We start from the raw sequence: 19,846 nt of genomic DNA on the forward strand, positions 1-19,846 counted from the left end.
TCCTCCCCCCCCCCCCCCCCCCCCCCCCCCCCCCCCCCACACCCCCCCCCCCCCCCCCCCCAACCCCCCCCCCCCCCCCCCCCCCCCTTCCCCCCCCCCCCCCCCCCCCCCGCGGCCGTCCGCCCCGGCTCCCGCGGAACGGGCCCGCCGGGACCCCGGCATGCACGGCAGACGGTGGCCGCACACCGTTCCGGGGGGAAGGAGGACGGAGTGCGGCCACCGCTCTCGGGCGTCGCCACACCGCTCAAAGGGGCTACGCACCGACATCCCGCGTGTGTCCCGTCCCCGCGATCCCAAACCCCCCACTCCCCGCCGATTCCGAAGTGCGCGAGCGAGCGGCTGCCAGCACCATGGCCTGTGCACACCGCCGGACGACGGGGCACCGCCCCGGCGTACGGACACCCCACCGGAAGGCAGGCGTGCCATGAGTCCCGCCGTTCCAGAGGACCCCGAGGGACTCAAACTGCTGATCGCCCGCGAGGTCGCCTCGCTGCGGGCCGCCGCGGGCCGCAGCGCCGGGGTCCGGCGCGAGGACCCCGCCGCCGCCCCCCAGCCTCCGCCGGGCGGGGAGCCCGCCGTGCGGGCCTGCCCCTGCGGAGGCAGCGAGGACCGGGGTCACGGCTGCGGCGACGCCGGCCAGGACCACGACCCCTGGGGCTGCGTGTGCGCCGCCCTGCCCGCCATCCCGGTCTCGGCCGCGCTGCTCGCCCCCGTCGAGGACGACAGCGGCCGAACCGCCGACTTCGTCGTCCGGGCCGGGAACCACGTCCGGTCCGCGGAGTGGCTGGACCCGCCCGACCGGCAGGTCGGCAGCAGGCTGCTCGCGGCCCGGCCCGGCGCCGAGGCCGGCGGTCTGCTCGCCGCGCTGACGGACGTCCTGCGCACCGGCCGGGCCCTCAAGGCGCACCCGGTGGACTACACCGAATGGCGGGGCGGCCGGCTGCACCGCACCACACTGCTCTACGACGCGGCGTCCTGCGGCGGCCAGGTACTGGCGACCTGGCGGCCGGCGCACGCGCACACCGAGGCGATGTCCCTCGAAGCGCAGTACATCGCCTCCATGGGGTGGGCCCACTACGACCTGCTGGCCGGGACCACCACCTGGTCCGACGGCCTGTGCGCGATCTTCCGTACGGGACCGGAGGACCGGATGACCCTCACGGACCTGTGCGACGCGGTGCTCGTCGAGGACGTGGCCCGGTTCGGCCGACTGCTCAGGGAACTCTTCGACGGCGAGGAGCCCCCCGGCACCGACATCCGCTTCAGCGTCCACGGCGACGCCCGCACCCTGCACGTGGTCGGCCGACCGGTGATCGACACCCACGGACTGCCCTGGGCGATCCACCTCATCGTCCGGGACCTGACCCCGCAGGTCCGCAGCAGGCAGCGGCTCGCCGCCAGCCGGCAGCAGACCGAGAGGCTCCGCGAGGAGGCGGCGGCCGAGCGGAGGGTCGCCGCGGCGCTGCGCGAGGCGCTCCTGCCCACCCACTCGTCGCGGATCGCCGAGCTCGGGTACACCGTCGCGGCCGCCTACCTGCCGGCCGAGCCGCACGCCGCCGTCGGCGGAGACTGGTACAAGTGCCGGGTCCTGCCGGACGGCCGGATCCTGCTCGCGGTGGGGGACGCCTGCGGTCACGGCCTCGGGGCGGTCGCCCGGATGGCCCAGCAGCGGCATGCGCTGGCCGGTCTCGCCCACGCCCCCGGAACCGACGCAGGGGACCTCACCACCTGGCTGAACGAACTGATCTGCGCCGACCCCTCCGGCGAGACCGCCACCGCCGTGATCGGCCACATCGGCACCGACCGGCGCCTCACCTGGGCCTGCGCCGGCCACCCGCCGCCCCTCCTGCTCCGGGGAAGCGGCGCGGCGGCCCTGGACTCCACGCACCGGGGCCCCCTGCTGGGCCTGCTGCCCGGGGACGGCTACGCCACGGCCACGGTCGACCTGCTGCCGGGAGACGTCCTGCTCCTCTACACCGACGGCCTCGTCGAACGCAGGGACGAGGACCTGGGGGAGAGCATCGCCACGCTGGGCCGGCGCCTCGCGACCTGCTCGGGCCTCGGCGCCCAGCGCGTCCTCGACGCCCTGATGGACCTGTACGGGCGGGAGGACTTCGCGGACGACACCTGCCTGGTCGTCATCGAGGTGAGCTGAAGCCGAGGGGTCCGCTCAACTGCCGGAGGGACCCTCTACAGCCGAAGGGGCCACTCGACAGCCGAGGGATCCGCTCAACGCCGCACGGCGCTGCCGGAGAGCAGCCGGGAGGCCTCGATCTCCGCCCACACCACCTTGCCGTGCGCATGGGCCTCGGCGCCCCAGCGGTCGCAGAGACGGCCGATGATGTGGAGCCCGTGCCCGCCCGGAACACCGCGCCGGGGGGACTCCTGGGGCCGCGGCACGGCCGTGGAGCCGTCGAACACCTCGATGCGCAGGGCGTCACCCCGGGTGAGGACGAGTTCCACGCAGCCGCCGGCGTGCAGACCGGCGTTGGTCACCAGCTCGGAGACGACGAGCAGGGTGTCCTCCGACGTGTCGGTCCCGTCCCACTCCCAGTCGCGCAGCGCCAGCCGCGTGAAGTCGCGCGCCTTCGCGACCTGGCCGGGGGCCCCGGCCAGCGCCAGGCCGCGGCGCTGGCCCGCCGCCACGGGCCGGGGCGGATGGCCGGTCTCCGATCCGCTGCTCTTCACTGTGGTCTCACCCCCGCCGTGGGACACGGCTTCTTCTCGTGGCGACCGCTCGGGCCGCTCCCGGCTGTTTCCGTCGGTTCCATCGGTTTCCGGACGGTTCGTATGCCCCCTGGGCCGGCCGGCGACACCCGGCGGGTTCCGTCCCCCGGCGACTTCGAGTGCCGGGACAGTTTACGGGGGCCGGGCTCTCAGAAGTCGGCCACGCGCATTCTCAGGGTGAGACCGGAGCACGTGGCACGGATCTCGACGAGGTCGCACAGCTGGTGGATCATCCACAGACCGCGCCCGCCGTTGGCCGAGGCGAGTGCGGGGCGGCGGCGGCCCGCCAGGGGATCGGCCAGACGGCCGCCGTCGCGGACCTCCGCCACCACGTCCAGCTCCGCGGTGGTCCACAGGCGCAGGGTGCCGTGGCCGCCGCCGTGCGCGAGGGAGTTGGCCGCGGCCTCGCTGACGGCGAGGACGAGGTCACCCCGGCGGGCCGGAGCGAGGGAGGTGCCGAGGGCCCACGCCTCGGTGAACTCGCGTACCCGGGCGAGTTCACCACGCGCGTAGTCGAGGCTCACCGCTCCCGGAGCCGGTTCGGGGAGCGGGACGTCGCAGTCGCCGCTGACGACCGAGGCGTCGGTGTAGGCCGGGCTCACCAGCTCGCGCCCTTTCTCGACGACGGTGGGATGCGTGCGCCGGGCGTCGGCCACCACCGTCGCCGACAGACCGGCCACGTCGTACGGGCACAGCACGGACGCGGCACGGCCGGCGAAGGCGGTGTTGATGAGCGCCTCGTGGCGCGTGGCCTCCAGCACCTCGGCCTCCGTCCGGCCGGGCCAGATCGGTTCGCCGACGATACGGGCCGGCCGGCCCGCGTGCCGTTCGGCGAAGTCCCGCAACGCGGCGAGGATACGGCCGGGGTTGCGGCCCAGCCGCGTCATGTCCACGTACTCGACGCCCGACGCGGCGCCGCCGAGGCTCTCGCGCAGCGCACCGAGCCGGGGACCGGGTACGGCGACCAGGACGGGCTCGTCCGCTTCGAGCGCGGTACGTACGAAACCGCCCACCCCGGCCAGGTACTCGTCGGGCCCTTGGTAGAAGAGCGCGGGATGGTGGAAGGCCCCGGGGGCGTCGGCCGCAGGAACGGTGATCATGCTGCGACCTCCAGCGCGGCGCATTCGTCCGGGAACATCTCCACCACCTTGCGGAGCGAGTACGGGGGGTCGTGGAGCAGCAGGCAACGGCCTTGCCCGCGGAAGGCGGCCGACGCCCGCACCAAGGCGGCCACGGCGGCCGCGTCGAGGAAGCTGACCGCCGCCAGGTCCAGATGGACGACCCGTCCCGGCATCCGGCTCACGGAGGCCAGCGCCGCACCCAGCGCACGCCGGGAGTCCAGGTCCCCGCTGCCGCTGAGGCGCGCGCCGGCCCGGTCTCCAAGAGGTACGGCTGTCAAGGCCACCATGACTCCTACGGGGTGAGCATCCCGGCGCGCAGCCGGGCCAGTGTGCGCGAGAGCAGCCGCGAGACCTGCATCTGGGAGATCCCGAGTTCGGCGCCGATCTCGGCCTGGGTCTTGTCCTGGCCGAACCGCATGCTCAGGATCAGCCGGTCGCGGGGCGCGAGTTCCCGCAGCAGCGGAGCAAGGGTGTGGAAGTCCTCGAAGAGCTCCATGGCGGGATCGGGTTCGCCGAGCTTCTCGGCCAGCGCGCGGGCGGGGCGGCCGCTGCCCTGGTCCTCGTCCGTCTCGCCGGCGTCCAGGGAGCCGCTGGTGTAGCCGTTGGCGGCGACCAGGCCGTCTATCACCTCTTCCTCGGACAGCCCGAGGTGGTGGGCGACCTCCTTGACCGTCGGCGCCCGGCCCAGGGTGTCGGTGAGCGCCTCCTGCGCCTTGGCGAGCTCGGAGCGCAGCTCCTGGAGCCGGCGCGGGACGTGGACGGCCCACGTGGTGTCGCGGAAGTGCCGCTTGATCTCGCCCGTGATGTACGGCAGCGCCAGCGTGGAGAACTCCACCTCGCGCTCGGGGTCGTAGCGGTCGATGGCCTTGATCAGGCCGATCGTGCCGACCTGGACGATGTCGTCCATGTCGAGACCGCCGCCGGCCGCCCGGGCCCGGAAACGACGGGCGGCGAACTGCACGAGGGAGAGATTCATCTCGATCAGGGTGTTGCGCGCGTACTGGTACTCCCGCGTCCCCTCCTCCAGGGAGCGCAGCCTCGCGAAGAACAGCCTGGACAGCTCCCGGGCGTCCCCGGGCGCGATCTCCCGGGGCTGCTCCACGAGGGGGAGCAGGGCGTCCGACGGCGGCTCGGCTCCCGTGGCGGGAGCGCATGCCGGAGCCCTGTGGTCCGTCGCACGAGCGGGGCGTGTGAATTCGGCCGAACGAAGCATGGTGGCCGTTCCCTCCCTGTTGTCGATGGCTGCCGCTGCCCCCCTGCCCCGAGATCCGCGCCTTACACGGTCCATGACGAAGAGACTTCTTCCGCGGGACGTGCTGCGCGGCGGCGGCGTCGTCGCCGGGGGATCGAGCATGCATACTCCCTTGCGGAACCAGTGCACGTGAAATCCGGGGAGGCGGACATGACCGGGGCAGAGGAAGCGCGGGGCGACGGCGTGGTCGAGGCCAGTTACCCGGCGGGACAGGGCTGGGTCGTCGCGGCGCGCGGGGAACTGGACCAGGACACGCTGGCCTCGCTCGAGGAGGCGCTGACCGCCGCCGCGGACCGGCACCGGGTGGTGGTCCTGGACGCGAGTTCCGTCACATTCGGCGACTCCTCCTTCCTCAACCTGCTCCTGCGGGTGCACCGCAGGACCGGGCTGCGGATCGCCTGTCCGGGCGACCAGCTGCGCCGTCTGTTCGCCCTGACCGGGGCCGATACGGTCCTCTCGCTGCACTCCGACCTGGAGGGCGCCCTTGCCTCGTGAGGCCGGTGGAATCCTGGTGCGGGGTTAGCCTTCAACCGGCAGTGACGGCGAGAGTGAGGTTGGCGATGGCTGAGCGGACTGGCGCGGCGGTACCGGGCGGGGCGCCAGTGGTACCGGGTGAGGGCGGCATCACGGAGTCGGAGCTGCGGCTGCTGCTGGCGGGCCTGACGGCCGTACGGGACGGGGATTTCCGTACGCGGCTGCCCGACGCCGCGGAAGGGCTGCTCGGGGAGATCGCCACCGTCTTCAACGGGATGGTCAACCAGCTCTCGCTGTTCACGTCCGAGGTGACGAGGGTCGCCCGCGAGGTCGGCACCGAGGGGTCGCTGGGCGGCCAGGCCGAGGTCCCGGGGGTCAGCGGAGCCTGGCTGGACCTTACGGATTCGGTCAATTTCATGGCCGGAAACCTCACTGACCAGGTCCGCAACATCGCCCATGTCGCGACGGCCGTCGCCAAGGGCGACCTCTCCCAGCGCATCACCGTCACCGCGCGCGGGGAGATCCTGGAGCTGAAGACCACCATCAACACGATGGTCGACCAACTGTCCGCGTTCGCCGACGAGGTGACGCGCGTGGCCCGCGAGGTCGGCACCGAGGGCAACCTCGGCGGCCAGGCGACGGTCCGGGGCGTGTCCGGGACGTGGAAGGACCTCACCGACAACGTCAACGTCATGGCGTCCAACCTGACGGGCCAGGTGCGCTCCATCGCGCAGGTCGCCACCGCCGTCGCCCGCGGCGACCTGTCGCAGAAGATCACGGTGGAGGCCAAGGGCGAGGTCGCCGCGCTGGCCGGCGTCATCAACACGATGGTCGACACGCTGTCGGCGTTCGCCGACGAGGTGACGCGCGTGGCCCGCGAGGTCGGCACCGAGGGCCGCCTCGGCGGCCAGGCCAGGGTCCCGAACGTGGCGGGCACCTGGAAGGACCTCACCGACAACGTCAACTCCATGGCCAACAACCTCACCGGCCAGGTCCGCAACATCGCGCTCGTCACGACGGCCGTCGCCAACGGCGACCTGTCGAAGAAGATCGACGTGGACGCCCGCGGGGAGATCCTGGAGCTGAAGACCACCATCAACACCATGGTCGACCAGCTCTCCTCCTTCGCCGCCGAGGTCACGCGCGTGGCGCGCGAGGTCGGCAGCGAGGGCAGACTCGGCGGCCAGGCCGAGGTCGAGGGCGTCTCCGGCACCTGGAAGCGGCTCACCGAGAACGTCAACGAGCTCGCCGGGAACCTCACCCGCCAGGTGCGGGCGATCGCCGCCGTCACCAGCGCCGTCGCCGAGGGCGACCTCACGCGTTCCATCACCGTGGACGCGCCGGGCGAGGTCGGGGACCTCAAGGACAACATCAACTCCATGGTGGGCTCACTGCGGGAGACCACCCGCGCCAACCAGGAGCAGGACTGGCTCAAGTCCAACCTGGCGCGCATCTCCGGACTGATGCAGGGCCACCGCGACCTCGCGGCCGTCGCCGAACTGGTCATGGACGAACTGACCCCGCTGGTCGCCGCCCAGTACGGCGCCTTCTACCTGGCCGAGGACACCCCCCAGGGCACGATGCTCTCCCTCGTCGGCTCGTACGGACGCTCCCCGTCCGACGGGGTGGCCGTCCGCTTCGCGCTCGGCGACTCGCTCGTCGGCCAGGCGGCCCGCAGCCGCCGGACCATCGCCACCGACCAGGTCCCCGCCGACTACATCGTCTCCTCCGGGCTCGGGCACACCACGCCGGGCAGCCTGATGATCCTGCCGATCGTCGTCGACGACCAGGTCCTCGGGGTGATCGAACTCGCCTCGTTCTCCGCCTTCACCCCCGTCCACCGAGACTTCCTCAGCCAGTTGATGGAGACCATCGGCGTCAACGTCAACACCATCGTCGCCAACGCCCGCACCGACGAACTCCTCGAGGAGTCCCAGCGCCTGACCGCCGAACTCCAGGCCCGCTCCGCCGAACTCCAGGACCAGCAGGAGGAACTGCAGCGCTCGAACGCGGAGCTGGAGGAGAAGGCCGCCCTGCTGGCGAGCCAGAACAGGGACATCGAGGCCAAGAACCTGCAGATCGAACAGGCCCGGCAGGAGCTCGAGGACCGCGCCCAGCAGCTGTCACTCGCCTCCAAGTACAAGTCCGAGTTCCTGGCGAACATGAGCCACGAGCTGCGCACCCCGCTCAACAGCCTGCTCATCCTCGCCCAGCTCCTGGCCCAGAACCCCACCCGCAACCTCACCCCGAAGCAGGTCGAGTACGCGGGCATCATCCACTCCGCCGGATCCGACCTGCTCCAGCTGATCAACGACATCCTCGACCTCTCCAAGGTCGAGGCCGGCAAGATGGACATCCACCTCGAAAAGGTCCACCTGCCGCACCTGCTCGACTACGTCGAAGCCACCTTCCGGCCGATGACCACGCAGAAGAGCCTCGACTTCACCGTCACCACCGCCCCCGACACACCCGCCGACCTGCTCACCGACGACGCCAGGCTGCGCCAGATCCTGCGCAACCTGCTGTCCAACGCCGTCAAGTTCACCGAGCGCGGCAGGGTCGAACTGCGCATCGAACGAGCCTCCGACGCGGAGATCCCCACCGGACTGGTCCGGCGCGGCGGCATGATGGCCTTCCGCGTGCGCGACACCGGCATCGGCATCCCCGAACAGCAGCTGGAATCCGTGTTCGGCGCCTTCCAGCAGGCCGACGGCACCACGAGCCGCAAGTACGGGGGCACCGGGCTCGGCCTCTCCATCACCCGCGAGATCGCCCAGCTGCTGGGCGGCGCCGTGGCGGCCGAGAGCACCCCCGGCCAGGGCAGCACCTTCACCCTGTACCTTCCGGTCACCCACACGGACGTCGAGGGAAGCCCGGCGGCCCTTCCCGCCGCCCCGGCGCCCGCGCCCCGCGGCCCCGTCCACGAGCTTCCCGCCCCGCGGCACGGGGGCGACGCCGCGAGCACGCCCGCACGCCAGCGCCAGGGCCGCCGCCTCCTCGTCATCGAGGAACGCCCGAGCGGCCTGCTCTCCCTCGTCGCGGAGAGCGCCGAGCGCGACCTCGTCCCGCGCCACGGCGGGAACGCCGAGCAGCCGGGCATCCAGGTCGTCGGCGCCACCAGCTCGCGCGAAGCCGCCGCGGCACTGGCGTCCGAGCCGTTCCACTGCGTCGTCCTCGAACTCGGCATGCCCGACGGCGAAGCCCTGCGCTTCCTCGACGCGCTGGACGGCGACCCGGCGCTCAGCTCCCTGCCGGTCCTCGCCCACAACAACCCCCGTCTGGACAACGGTCAGGAACAGGCCCTGCGGGAGCGGGCCGCTTCCCGCCGCCTGGAACTGCTGACCAGCCTGGACGAGCTCCGCGAGCGCATCGTCCTGCACCTGTCCACCGAGCGGCCCGGCGAGCTGCCGCCGCTCGTCAACGGGACGGCGGAAGCCGAGCCCGCCCACCAGCTCCCCGACGGGGAGCTGGTGGGACGCACCGTCCTCGTCGTCGACGACGACGCGCGCAACCTGTTCGCCCTCAGCGGCATCCTCGAACTCCACGGCATGCGGGTCCTCCACGCCGAGAACGGCCGCAAGGGCATCGAGACGCTCACCCGCAACCCCGGCGTCGACCTCATCCTGATGGACGTGATGATGCCCGAGCTTGACGGATACGCCGCGACCGCGGAGATCCGCCGCATGCCCGCCCACGCCGGCCTGCCCATCATCGCCGTCACCGCCAAGGCCATGCCCGGCGACCGGGAGAAGAGCCTCGCGGCCGGGGCCAGCGACTACGTGACCAAGCCCGTGGACGCCGACGACCTCATCGGCCGCGTCCGGTACTGGCTGACGGCGCCGGGCCGCCAGGACGAGGGAGCGGCAGTACGGTGATCCCTTCCGAGACCTCCCAGACCTCCCAGTCCCCCGCGGAGCGAGCGGCCGCGGCGCCGGCCGGGGACCGGCCGCCGCCATCCCTGCCCAGGCAGACCGCCACGCCCCTGGGGCGGCTCGTCGCCACGGTCGAGCGGCTGCGCCGAGAGGTGCGCGAGGCACACGCGGCCGCCGACGGCCGGGCGCTGGTCGAACTGGCCAAGGGAATCCTGATGGGGCGCCTGAACTGCACCCCCGCCGCCGCGGCCCACCAGCTCGACGAGCTGTGCCGCGAGGCCGGGCTCTCCCCCCTCGAACTCGCCGCGGACATCGTCAACCAGGCGGCCCGCGACCATGTCACCGAGGTCGCGGCCGAGTTCGTGGAACGGACCGCGACCGCCGGGCCGGCCCCGCGCACCTCCGACGTGGCGGTACGCCTGCGCACCGCCGAGAGCGGCGTCCTCGCCTCCGCCGACACCCAGGCCGTGGCGGAATCACTGCTGGCCAACGCGCTGACCCCGCTGGGGGCGGTCGCCGTGGCGGTGTGGGCCGCGGCCCCCGACGGCTCGCTGACCCTCGCGGGCCACGCCGGATTCCCCGCCGAGGAGGCCTCCCGCTGGCGTCACGTGCCGCCGGGAGTCGCGACCGTGCCCCGCCTCGCCCTGCGCGAACGCGCCACCGTCACCCTCGCCGACCTGCGGGGCGAGGGCATCCCCTCGATCGGGCGCCCGCAGTGGCCCGACGGCGGACGGATGGCCGTCCCGGCCGGCACCGGCGGACGCGTGCACGGCGTACTCGAAGTCTGCTGGCCCGAACCCCTGCCGCCGCAGCCGCCGCAGATCCAGCGTCAGGTCGAGGCGCTGGCCGAGCTGTGCGCCCACACCCTGGACACGGCGGTCGCGCCCGACGCCGCGGCGCCGCAGGGTTTGCTCCCCGACGTCTCGGAGCTGATCGCCCTCGCCGAGGGGCTGTACGATCCCACCATCATCCTGACCCCGGTACTCGATTCGGACGGCCGCCTGGCCGACTTCCGCATCCGCCACGTGAACACCCGCTTCGTCGACCCCGTGGGCCGTCCGCGCGGCGACGTCAACGGCGCACTGCTGCTGGAGGCCTACCCGATGGCCGCGGGCGAGAACGGCCTCTTCGAGAGCATCGAGCGGGTGCACGCCACCGGCGAACCGTTCCGGGCCGAGCGCGTGAGCCTGACGGCACTCGTCGACCAGATCCCGCTGACCTCGGTCGCGGACATCAGCGTCAGCCGGCACGGCGCCGCGGTCCTGCTGATCTGGCGCATCGAGGACGAGACCGCCCGGCTGGCGAACCTGCTCCAGCACGCCCAGCGCCTGGGCCGCATCGGCGGCTTCGAGGAGAACTTCGGCACCGGGGAGATCAGCTGGAACTCCGAGCTCTACGCCCTCCACGGACTGCCGAGCACCGCCTCACCCGTACCGCTGCGGAACCTGCCCGACTACGCCCACCCGGACGACGCCGCGGCCCTCGGCCGGTTCCTGCGCGCCGTCATACGCTACCGCCGTCCCGCCTCCGTCAACCTGCGCCTGCGACGCTCCGACGGCATCCTCCGCCACATCCGGGTCGTCGCCGAGCCCGTCCTCGACTCGGCCCAGCGGCTGCACGCCGTCCGCGGCGCCTACCAGGACATCTCCGCGCAGCACTGGACCGAGGTGGCCCTCGCCGCCACCCGCGACCAGCTGGCCCTCACGGAAGCGGAATCCGCCGAACGCAACCGGCTCGCCCTCCAGCTCCAGCACGCCATCATGCCCCCGCACCACCACATCGAGGCACCGGGGCTGAGGGTCGCCGTACGCTACCGGCCCGCGGAGACCGAGTCGCTGGTCGGCGGGGACTGGTACGACACGCTCGTCCTGCCCTCGGGCCTCATCATGCTGTCGGTGGGCGACGTCGCGGGCCACGGCATCGAGGCGGCCACCGGGATGGTCGTGCTGCGCAACGCCCTGCGCGGCCTCGCCGTGACCGGAGCCGGCCCCGCCCAGCTGATGTCCTGGCTCAACACGGTCACCCACCACCTGACCAAGCAGGTCACCGCCACCGCCGTCTGCGGCCTCTACGATCCGCGGACCCGCGTCATGCGCTGGGCGCGCGCCGGACACCTGCCGCCGGTACTGGTCAGGAAGGGCGAGGCAAGCGCCCTCCCCCTCATCGACGGGCTGCTGCTGGGCGCGCTGCCCGACGTCACCTACGCCGAGCAGGAGGTCCGGCTCGAACCGCAGGACACCCTGCTGCTGTTCACGGACGGCCTGGTCGAGCGCCGGGACGCCTCCGTGCAGGACTCCCTGGCCCATCTGCTGGGGACGGTCGCCTCGGGGGCCGACGACCTGGACGGCCGCCTCGACGGCCTGCTCACCGAGAGCTGGTCCGACACCGACGACGACACCTGTGTGATCGGCGTACAGGTCGACTGACGGGTGCCGGGATCTCAGGCGGTGTCGGACCGCGCGGAGAGCGGGGCGGCGATCCGCTCCAGCGAGCGCCCCTCGGCCGCCACCGCGAAGAAGGCGGCGACCACTCCCGCGGCGACCATCAACGCCGCCCCGACGCAGAACGCCACGACGGTGTCGGCGCGGACGCCGCTGGAGGTGAGGTCGGCGAAGACCAGCGGCCCGGAGATGCCGCCGGCCGCGGTGCCGATCGCGTAGAAGAACGCGATCGCCATCGCCCGCGTCTCCATCGGGAAGATCTCGCTCACGGTCAGGTACGCCGAACTCGCCCCCGCCGAGGCGAAGAAGAGCACCGCGCACCAGCACGCCGTCATCGTCAGCGCGGTGAGCCGGCCCGCGCCGAACAGCCACGCCGTGGCGAACAGCAGCAGCCCCGACAGCACGTACGTGCCCGCGATCATCGGGCGGCGGCCCACGGTGTCGAAGAACCGGCCGAGGACGAGCGGCCCGAGGAAGTTGCCGAAGGCGATGACGGCGAAGTAGTAGCCGGTGACGCCGCTGGAGACGTCGAAGAAGCGGATCAGGATGGTGCCGAAGCCGAAGGTGATGGCGTTGTAGAGGAACGCCTGTCCGACGAACAGCGACAGGCCGAGGGCGGCGCGCCGAGGGTAGGACCGGAAGACGGTCCGGGCGATCAGTCCGAACCCGATGCTCCGGTGCGGGGTGACGGTGATCGCCTCGTCCGGCTCGGGCAGCGGTACCCCCTTCTCGGCCTCCACCTGCCGTTCGACCTCGCCGACCAGTTCCTCGGCCTCCCGGTCCCTGCCGTGGATGAACATCCAGCGGGGGCTCTCGGGCACGTGGCGCCGGACGAGCAGGATCACCAGCCCCAGGACCACGCCGAGCGCGAAGGTGAGCCGCCAGCCCAGCCAGGCGGGGAACACGTCCGTGTCCAGCGCGACCACGGACAGCAGTGCGCCCGCGACGGCGCCGAGCCAGAAGCTGCCGTTGATGATCAGATCGACCCGGCCCCGGTACTTGCTCGGGATCAGCTCGTCGATCGCGGAGTTGATGGCTGCGTACTCGCCGCCGATGCCGAATCCGGTGAGGAAGCGGAAGAGGAAGAACCACCAGGGGGAGAAGGAAAGGGCGGTGAGGGCGGTCGCGGCGAGGTAGAGGGCGAGGGTGACCAGGAAGAGCTTCTTGCGGCCGAAGAGATCGGTGAGCCGCCCGAACACCAGCGCTCCCGAACACGCCCCGGCCACGTAGAGCGCGGCGGCGACGCCGGTGACCTGGGCGTCGGTGACGGACAGGCCGCTGCCGTCCTCGGAGAGGCGTCCGGCGATGTTGCCGACGATGGTGACCTCGAGGCCGTCGAGGATCCACACGGTGCCCAGCCCGACCACGATCATCCAGTGCCACCGTGACCAGGGCAGGCGGTCCAGCCGTGCCGGCACCCGCGTGGTGACCGTCCCCGTATCCCGACTTCCGACGCGACCCCCGAGCTCAGTCATGCACGCGCTGTTGCCCGCCGCCGCGCACCCCAAACGCGCACGGGGGCCGAACGGGTGGGCTCAGCCGAGGAACGACAGCCGTACGGTCCGGCGGGGGTTGTCCCGGTTGGTGTCCACCAGGACGACCGACTGCCAGGTCCCCAGCGCCAGTTCGCCGCCGACGACCGGCAGGGTGGCGTGCGGCGGTACGAGCGCCGGGAGCACGTGGTCGCGGCCGTGGCCGGGGGAGCCGTGCCGGTGCCGCCAGCGGTCGTCGGCGGGCAGCAGCGTCCGCAGGGCTTCCAGCAGGTCGTCGTCGCTGCCCGCACCCGTCTCGATGACGGCGAGCCCGGCCGTGGCGTGCGGGGTGAACACGTTGAGGAGCCCGTCGCGCCCCCGGGCGACGTCGCGCAGGAAGCCGGAGCAGGCCGCGGTCAGATCGTGGACGGTCTCCGCGGAGCCGGTGGTGACGTCGATCGTCCGCGTGGTGAAGGTGTCTGTCATCCCTCCATCCTCCTCGGTCAGGACCCGGGTACCCGGCGGGGGTCTTCGCCGGGCCGCGACCCGAGCCGGGGCGGGACGTTCCGGTGGAATACGCCGACTTCACCGCGGGGGAGGGCGCCGAGTGGCTCGCGCGGGAGGAGCGCCGCGCTCCCGCCGAAGCCGCCGGCGTCGCCCCGGCCGGCACCGGATCCCACCGCCTCGCCGCCGGCCCGCCCGAGGGTCCCTTCGCCGGCCCCGACGGTCGTGCCGGGGAGACCGCCCGAGTGCGGCGGCCCGGCCGCCGGCCGCCGGCCGTGGCCGGCCGACAGGAACTCGCGGAACACGCGGGAGGAACGCGGGTTCTTCCCGCACTGCCACACGCCGTGCGGGCAGTAGTCGCTGATGCTGTGGTAGAGCGGCTTCTGCTGGGCGATCCACGTCAGCATCCGCCGCATGTAGTCGGGGTTGTCGCCGTTGCGGAACAACCCCCACTCGGGGTACGAGATCTGCTTGCCGTGCTCCCTCGCGAAGTCGACCTGGTGCTGGAGGCCGTACGGCTGGGTGATCTGCTCGTGGAAGGTGTTCCCGGGAGGCTGGTCGTAGGAGTCCATGCCGATGATGTCGACCACGTCGTCCCCGGGATAGCACTCGGTCCAGCCGATCGCGTCGCTGCCCCGGTTGGGGGCGAAGTCGAAGCGGAACCGCTGCCCCTCGACCGAGCGCATGGCGCTCACGATGTTCCGCCAGTACTGCTTCCAGGCGTCGGGCTCGGGGCGGCACCGGTGGGTGTAGTTGAACCCGTTCATCTCCCAGCCGAGCACGATCACGGTGTCCCGCAGCCCGAGCGAGACCAGGCGCTCGGCCAGCCGTCTGAAGTGGTGGTCGTACGCGCCCTCCGCGCCGGAGCGGAGCAACTCGGCGATCCGGTCGTCGGGGACCCCGGCCTCGTTCTGGTCCAGCATGGGCACGTTCAGGACGAACAGCCGGTCGGACCTCTGCTTGCGCCACCGTGCCCAGGCGTCGAGGGAATTGGGCAGGCCCTCGATGTTCGCCCAGGTGTCGCCGGGCAGGTAGGTGTGCCCGGCGCGCAGGTCGGTTCCGCCGAGCCAGCGCGAGAGCCCCCGCATCCTGTCGACGCCGGGAGAGCCGTAGTGGAGGTAAGCGCCCACCGCGATCCCCTTCCCGGCGCCGCCCCTGGGGCCCTGGTGCGGGGCGGGGGCGGGGGCGCCCCCGGTGGCGAGCAGCACGACGGCGGCCGTGCTGACGCAGGCGCCGGCCATCCAGCGGCGTCTACGGGACATGGCGTCTCCACAAGGTCTGCGAACGATGTGCTTGCCAGTGACGTTATGCGTGCCACCCCGCTACGGCCTGCCGGGTGTCCCGATCCTGGACCATTAGCGGTAGCGGGCCGCCACCGGTTGGCCCGGCAGGGTGACGGCGGCCGCGCCCGCCTGTCACTGCCCGACGGCGGCCCGGGAGCCGGCGGCGGCCGCCCGGCCTCAGACCATGAGCAGCAGCCGCGTCTGCGGTACCAGCTTCCGGTTGACACTGGTGCTCTGCACGAAGATCGTGAAGTCGTCGTTGTGGTCGGGCTTGACGCGGACTTCCGCGTCGGGCAGGCCGAGCAGGGCACGGGCCTCCGGTCCCGTGTAGACCCGGTCCGTCTTCTTCTCCAGTACCGCTATCTGCTTTCGCGCCTGCACCTTTTCCGACTTGCTCAGCTGGTAGAAAGCGCAACCGGTGCGGTACGTGTGTCCGTTCTCGACCACCCATTCGCGGATCGCCGCGTCACGGGCCACGGGAATCAGCTGGTACTGCGACGGATCCACCGGGGTGAGGCCGGCCGCCTCGATCGCCTTCTTGTTCACGGCTTCGCCGCCCGTCGAGAACACCGCGCGCGATCCCCGGATTCCCTTGGTGCGGCCCACCATGAATTTCTCGGTGGCCTCCTGGATCACCTGTCCGGCGTCCTCCAGGCCCTGGGTGCTCGTGGCGTCCCAGATGGCGATGTTGTCCTTCGGGAAGCCGCACTGCATGGCCTCGCGCTTGCCCATCTGGTCCGGCACCAGGACGGCCAGCGTCCAGTTGTCGTCCTGCGTCTCGATCATCTTGCCCACGGCCTCGACCAGCTGACGCGGGTCGCGACCGGGGGCACCCGGGCAGCGGTGGCTGGCGTTCTCCTGGCCGTCGGTCAGTACGAACGTCAGGAAGCTGTGGTCGCCGTAGAGTTGGGCGGTCTGCGCCAGCTCCCGCTGCGACTGCAGGGTGGCGGCCAGCAGGGCGGTCATTCCACCGGTACGGTACATCTGCTTCAGGGACGGCATGCGCAGCACGTCCTTGTCGTAGATGACGCACTCGACCCGGTTCGAGAACACGTACACCGTGACGCGGGTTTCCTGGTCCAGTTCCTTCGAACGGCGGGCCAGATACGCGATCTGCTGGTCCGCGACGTCGACGACTTTCTGACTCAGGTGTGACATGGACGAACTGGCATCCAGCACAAGAGCAACGTGATTGATGTAATTCTGGATTCCGGTCATGACCGCTCCCCCTCTTTCCGACTTGATGCTCCGATCCTCGCACCCGCCACTGACAATCGGTCTTCGGTGAGCGGTGCGGCAGCGTCAGTGACGGCCGTCGAGGAGCGCGCAGGCGAAGTCCTCCTGGACCGTGCGGAGCAGGGCGAGCAGGCCGGGCTTGTTGCCCTCGCTGGTCTGGGTGTTGACGGAGAACGTGAGGGAACGCGTGCCGTCGGGGGTGGTGGCGGCGAGCTGGGTGTAGCCGGGGAAGTTGCCGGTGTGGCCGTGGAGCACGCCGCAGCGGGTCGTGTACTGGAAGATCGCGAGTCCGGCGGCGTTGGTGCCGGGGCCGGCCGGCACGGAGGAGCCGCCGGGACGGAAGGCGAGCTGCTCCTTGCGGGTCTTCTCCGACAGCAGCGCGGGGCCGCCGTGCGCGCGGATGAAGGCGCCCAGTTCCCTGGGGGTGGAGACGATGCCGCCGGAGGCCCAGACCCCCGAGGTGCCGATGGCTTCGCTGACGTCCTCGGGCGCGGCGGGCGGGGTGACGTCGTAGCCGTGCAGGAACGGGCGCGGAAGGCGGTGGCCCAGGGGCAGGCTGGTCCGGCGCAGCCCGAGCGGGCGGTACACGAGCTCCTCGAGGAGCTCCTCGTAGCGGCGCCCGGTGGCGGCTTCGGCCATGAGGGCGACGGCGATGTTGTCGGAGTTGGAGTACTCGTACAGGCTGCCCGGGCGGAAGAGCAGCGGCTCGTCCGCGACGAAGCCGAGGAGCGCGCGCGGGTCGAAGACGTGGCGGGGGTCGGCCCGGAGGATCCTCAGGAACTCGGGGTCGGCCGAGAAGTCGGGCAGACCGCTGGTGTGCTGGAGGAGCTGGCGCAGGGTCACCGGGTGCCAGTCGGCGGGCTGGGCGGGCAGCCGTTCGCCGATGGTGTCGTCGAGGGAGAGCAGCCCCTGGTCGACGAGCCGGAGCGCGACGGCCCCGCTGTACGCCTTCGCGATGCTGGCGACGCGCATGTGGTCGTCGAGGTGCGGCGGACGTCCGGTGGCGAGGTCCCCGACACCGGCGGTGTACACCCTGGTCCGGTCGCCCCGGGTGAGTACGGCGATCACCCCGGGCGGGCCGTCGTCCCGGGCGACGAGCCGTTCGAGCTGCCGCTGGAGGCGCTCGTCGCCGTACGGGCCGCCGCCGGCGGGCCCGGGGCCCGAACCGGCCGCCTGCGCGGGCGGGAGGAGCGCCCCGAGCGCGGCGGCGGTGAGGGCGGCGGCCGACAGTCCGGCGCGGAGCCGGCGAACGGAGGCGCGGGTGGGCACGTATGTCTCCCGGGGTCGGTGGGACTTCGGAAGACAGGGCCTAACACCCCGGGCGCGCGCCCCGGGCCCGCGACGCGCGCGGCCGGGGCCGTCCGGCGGACACGGAGACCCCCGTGCGGGGCGCGTGCGGACCGGCCGGAACGATGCGCCGGCGGGCGGGACCCGCGGGGACGCGGGCACCGCTCGACCCCGTCCGGAGCACGTCCAGAGCACGTCCGGAGCACGCCTAGAGCACGGCGATGCCCAGGGGGCGGGCGCCGGCCGGAAGGCGTCGGGTGGTGCCGTCGGAGAGGTCGACGACGCTCAGCCCGTTCCAGTACCCCTCCCGGGTGTGACCACCGGTGACGTACGCCGTCCGGCCGTCCCGGGACACCGCGACGTCCTCGTGCGGGCCGGCCAGTGGGTACACGCGCTCGTCCCCGCCGGGTGACCTGACGGTGAGCGAGGGGCCCTCGCCCTCCTCCACGGCGCCGGTGCCGACCACGAGGAGCCGGCCGTCGGCGGTGAGGGCGGTGCCGTGCTGGTGGGTGTCGGCCGTCATCGGCTCCACCGTGACCGCGCCGCTCCGGGGGTCCACCACGGCCAGCCGCTCCCCCTCGAACGGCAGCAGCAGCCGGCCGTCGCCGGGGCGGACGGCCGCGTAGTGCGGCTTCAGCCAGGAGCCCAGGCCGCCCTCGGTGCCGTACGGGGCGACCTCGATGCGGCGCGGCGCGAGGGTGCCGGCCGCGACCACCGTGACGTCGAAGGAGTCGTGGCCGGTCACGTACACCTCGCCGCCGTCACGGGCGACGTCCACGTCGAAGGGGCGGCGGCCCACCGGCACGGTGGCGGTGACCTCGCGCGCCGAAGTGTCGATCACCTCGAGGACGCCCCGGCCGCCGGGCACGTTGACCCCGACGTAGGCGCGCGAGCCGTCCGGCGAGAGGGCGATGCCCATGCCGCCTCCCCGGTACTCGCCGGTGCCGGCGGGGCCCGTGCCCGTGGTGTACGGGATCCGGGCCACCCGGGTGCGGGTGCGGGTGTCGACCAGGGCCACGCCCTCGGCGGTGGCCACCCAGGCGGTGCCGTCCGGGCCGACGGCCAGTCCGTACGGGGCGGTGCCGACGGTGACGGAACCGACCGGGCCGCGCTCCGGATCGACGAAGGTGACGGTGTCGGCACCGGAGTCGGCGACGAGCAGGGTCCCCTCGGGGGTGGGGCGGCCGGCGGGCAGCGGGGTTCCGCTCGGCGCGGGCGCCGCGGCGGCCCCGCCCGCGCCGCCCTCGGCGCCGGCCGTGGTGCACGCGCCCAGCAGTGCGAGGAGGGCCGGCACGACGACGAGCACCGACCGGATCCGGGCCCGGCGGCTCATCGCGCGCTCCGGCCGGGCCGGCCGTCGGCGCCGGACCCGTCCTGTGCCGCGCCCAGGAGCCGGGCCAGCCCGTCGAAGCCGCGCCGCACCGCGTGCTCGTACGCGGTCACCCCCTGGGAGTCGGCGAGCCACGGGTCCGCTCCGGCGGCGAGCAGCAGCCGGACGACCTCCTCGTGGCGGAAGTCGCCGTCGCCGAGGATGACGGCCTCCAGCAGAGCGGTCCAGCCCAGCCGGTTGACGTGGTCGACGTCGATGTCCGTCTCCGCCAGGACGGCCCGTACGTATCCGGCGTGCCCCCGTTCGGCGGCCGGGATGAGGGAGATCCCGCCGAACCGGTTGAGCTGCGTCAGATCGGGCCCCGCCGGGAGCAGGACCCGCATCATGCGGACGCTGCCGGTGACCCCGGTGACCAGCCAGGGGCTGTCCGCGCGGGAGTCGGGGGCGTCGGGGTCGGCTCCGGCGGCCACCAGGACCTCGGCCGCGTGGACGTGGTCGCCGAGCACCGCGAGCAGCAGCGGTGTGCGCAGGTCCTCGTCCCGGGCCTCCGGAGCGGCGCCGGCGGAGAGCGCGGCGCGCACGGCGTCGGCGTCACCGGCCTTGGCGGCCTCGAGCAGTAGTCGGTCGTGCGGGTTCATGCCTCCATCGTGGGCCCGGCCGCCCCGGCGGCCGGTCGCCCCGCCGTCTCTCCCCGGCCACCCGCCCGGCCGACCCGCCCGTCATCCGATCGGCTGATCCGTCCCGTCCCGCCATCGGCTGCACGCGGGACCCCGCGCCCCCCGGGCGGGCCCGGCGCCCCGCGCACGGCAGGTCCCCATAACCACTGGTGCTGGACGGCAGAAGAACC

At 73.0% G+C, this 19,846-nt stretch carries 15 protein-coding genes; 4 read left to right on the top strand and 11 right to left on the bottom strand.

Annotated elements, in window-relative coordinates; all coding sequences use genetic code 11:
- Positions 1-424 precede the first annotated feature (424 nt).
- A complete protein-coding gene (locus tag ACZ4WZ_RS29340) occupies positions 425-2,155 on the top strand; it encodes a SpoIIE family protein phosphatase (RefSeq protein WP_467895054.1) in 1,731 nt (576 codons plus the stop codon).
- 74 nt (positions 2,156-2,229) lie between these two features.
- Here the strand turns inward: ACZ4WZ_RS29340 and ACZ4WZ_RS29345 are convergent, their stop codons facing one another.
- The 4 genes from ACZ4WZ_RS29345 to ACZ4WZ_RS29360 form a co-directional block, all read right to left on the bottom strand.
- Positions 2,230-2,688: an ATP-binding protein gene (locus tag ACZ4WZ_RS29345; RefSeq protein WP_467895057.1), complete on the bottom strand. Its 459-nt coding sequence runs from the start codon at positions 2,686-2,688 to the stop codon at positions 2,230-2,232.
- Positions 2,689-2,876: 188 nt separating this feature from the next.
- Positions 2,877-3,827 (bottom strand): anti-sigma factor RsbA family regulatory protein, encoded by a 951-nt coding sequence (locus ACZ4WZ_RS29350; RefSeq protein WP_467895060.1) that lies wholly within the window; start codon positions 3,825-3,827, stop codon positions 2,877-2,879.
- Positions 3,824-4,135, bottom strand: a complete 312-nt coding sequence (locus tag ACZ4WZ_RS29355) for an STAS domain-containing protein (RefSeq protein WP_467895063.1) — start codon at positions 4,133-4,135, stop codon at positions 3,824-3,826. Before ACZ4WZ_RS29355 ends, ACZ4WZ_RS29350 begins: the two co-directional genes overlap by 4 nt.
- 5 nt (positions 4,136-4,140) lie before the next feature.
- Positions 4,141-5,061 (bottom strand): SigB/SigF/SigG family RNA polymerase sigma factor, encoded by a 921-nt coding sequence (locus tag ACZ4WZ_RS29360; protein WP_467895065.1) that lies wholly within the window; start codon positions 5,059-5,061, stop codon positions 4,141-4,143.
- A 189-nt stretch (positions 5,062-5,250) separates the two neighbouring features.
- Between ACZ4WZ_RS29360 and ACZ4WZ_RS29365 the strand changes: the two genes are divergently transcribed.
- The 3 genes from ACZ4WZ_RS29365 to ACZ4WZ_RS29375 all read left to right on the top strand — a co-directional run bounded on the left by ACZ4WZ_RS29365 (position 5,251) and on the right by ACZ4WZ_RS29375 (position 11,872).
- Positions 5,251-5,595, top strand: coding sequence for an STAS domain-containing protein (locus tag ACZ4WZ_RS29365; protein ID WP_467895068.1), 345 nt, complete (start codon positions 5,251-5,253; stop codon positions 5,593-5,595).
- A gap of 65 nt (positions 5,596-5,660) precedes the next feature.
- A complete protein-coding gene (locus ACZ4WZ_RS29370; RefSeq protein ID WP_467895070.1) occupies positions 5,661-9,449 on the top strand; it encodes a HAMP domain-containing protein in 3,789 nt (1,262 codons plus the stop codon).
- Positions 9,446-11,872 (top strand): SpoIIE family protein phosphatase, encoded by a 2,427-nt coding sequence (locus ACZ4WZ_RS29375; RefSeq protein ID WP_467895073.1) that lies wholly within the window; start codon positions 9,446-9,448, stop codon positions 11,870-11,872. The genes ACZ4WZ_RS29370 and ACZ4WZ_RS29375 overlap by 4 nt, the downstream gene beginning before the upstream one ends.
- A 14-nt stretch (positions 11,873-11,886) precedes the next feature.
- Here the strand turns inward: ACZ4WZ_RS29375 and ACZ4WZ_RS29380 are convergent, their stop codons facing one another.
- The 7 genes from ACZ4WZ_RS29380 to ACZ4WZ_RS29410 form a co-directional block, all read right to left on the bottom strand.
- Positions 11,887-13,362 (bottom strand): MFS transporter, encoded by a 1,476-nt coding sequence (locus tag ACZ4WZ_RS29380; protein WP_467895076.1) that lies wholly within the window; start codon positions 13,360-13,362, stop codon positions 11,887-11,889.
- Positions 13,363-13,422: 60 nt separating this feature from the next.
- Positions 13,423-13,845, bottom strand: coding sequence for a YjbQ family protein (locus tag ACZ4WZ_RS29385; protein ID WP_467895079.1), 423 nt, complete (start codon positions 13,843-13,845; stop codon positions 13,423-13,425).
- Positions 13,846-13,862: 17 nt separating this feature from the next.
- Positions 13,863-15,125, bottom strand: coding sequence for a glycoside hydrolase family 26 protein (locus tag ACZ4WZ_RS29390; protein ID WP_467895082.1), 1,263 nt, complete (start codon positions 15,123-15,125; stop codon positions 13,863-13,865).
- 198 nt (positions 15,126-15,323) lie between these two features.
- Positions 15,324-16,364 carry a vWA domain-containing protein gene (locus tag ACZ4WZ_RS29395; protein WP_467895085.1) on the bottom strand — a complete coding sequence of 347 codons (1,041 nt, stop codon included), beginning with the start codon at positions 16,362-16,364 and terminating at the stop codon, positions 15,324-15,326.
- 84 nt (positions 16,365-16,448) lie between these two features.
- Entirely contained in the window at positions 16,449-17,651 is a 1,203-nt protein-coding gene (locus tag ACZ4WZ_RS29400; RefSeq protein ID WP_467895088.1) for a serine hydrolase domain-containing protein, read from the bottom strand.
- A gap of 226 nt (positions 17,652-17,877) precedes the next feature.
- Positions 17,878-19,002, bottom strand: coding sequence for a hypothetical protein (locus ACZ4WZ_RS29405; protein WP_467895091.1), 1,125 nt, complete (start codon positions 19,000-19,002; stop codon positions 17,878-17,880).
- On the bottom strand, positions 18,999-19,637 hold the full coding sequence (locus tag ACZ4WZ_RS29410; protein ID WP_467895094.1) for an ankyrin repeat domain-containing protein: 639 nt from the start codon (positions 19,635-19,637) through the stop codon (positions 18,999-19,001). The genes ACZ4WZ_RS29405 and ACZ4WZ_RS29410 overlap by 4 nt, the downstream gene beginning before the upstream one ends.
- Between the last annotated feature and the right edge of the window lie 209 nt (positions 19,638-19,846).

This window comes from Streptomyces sp. NPDC029122, assembly GCF_055569445.1.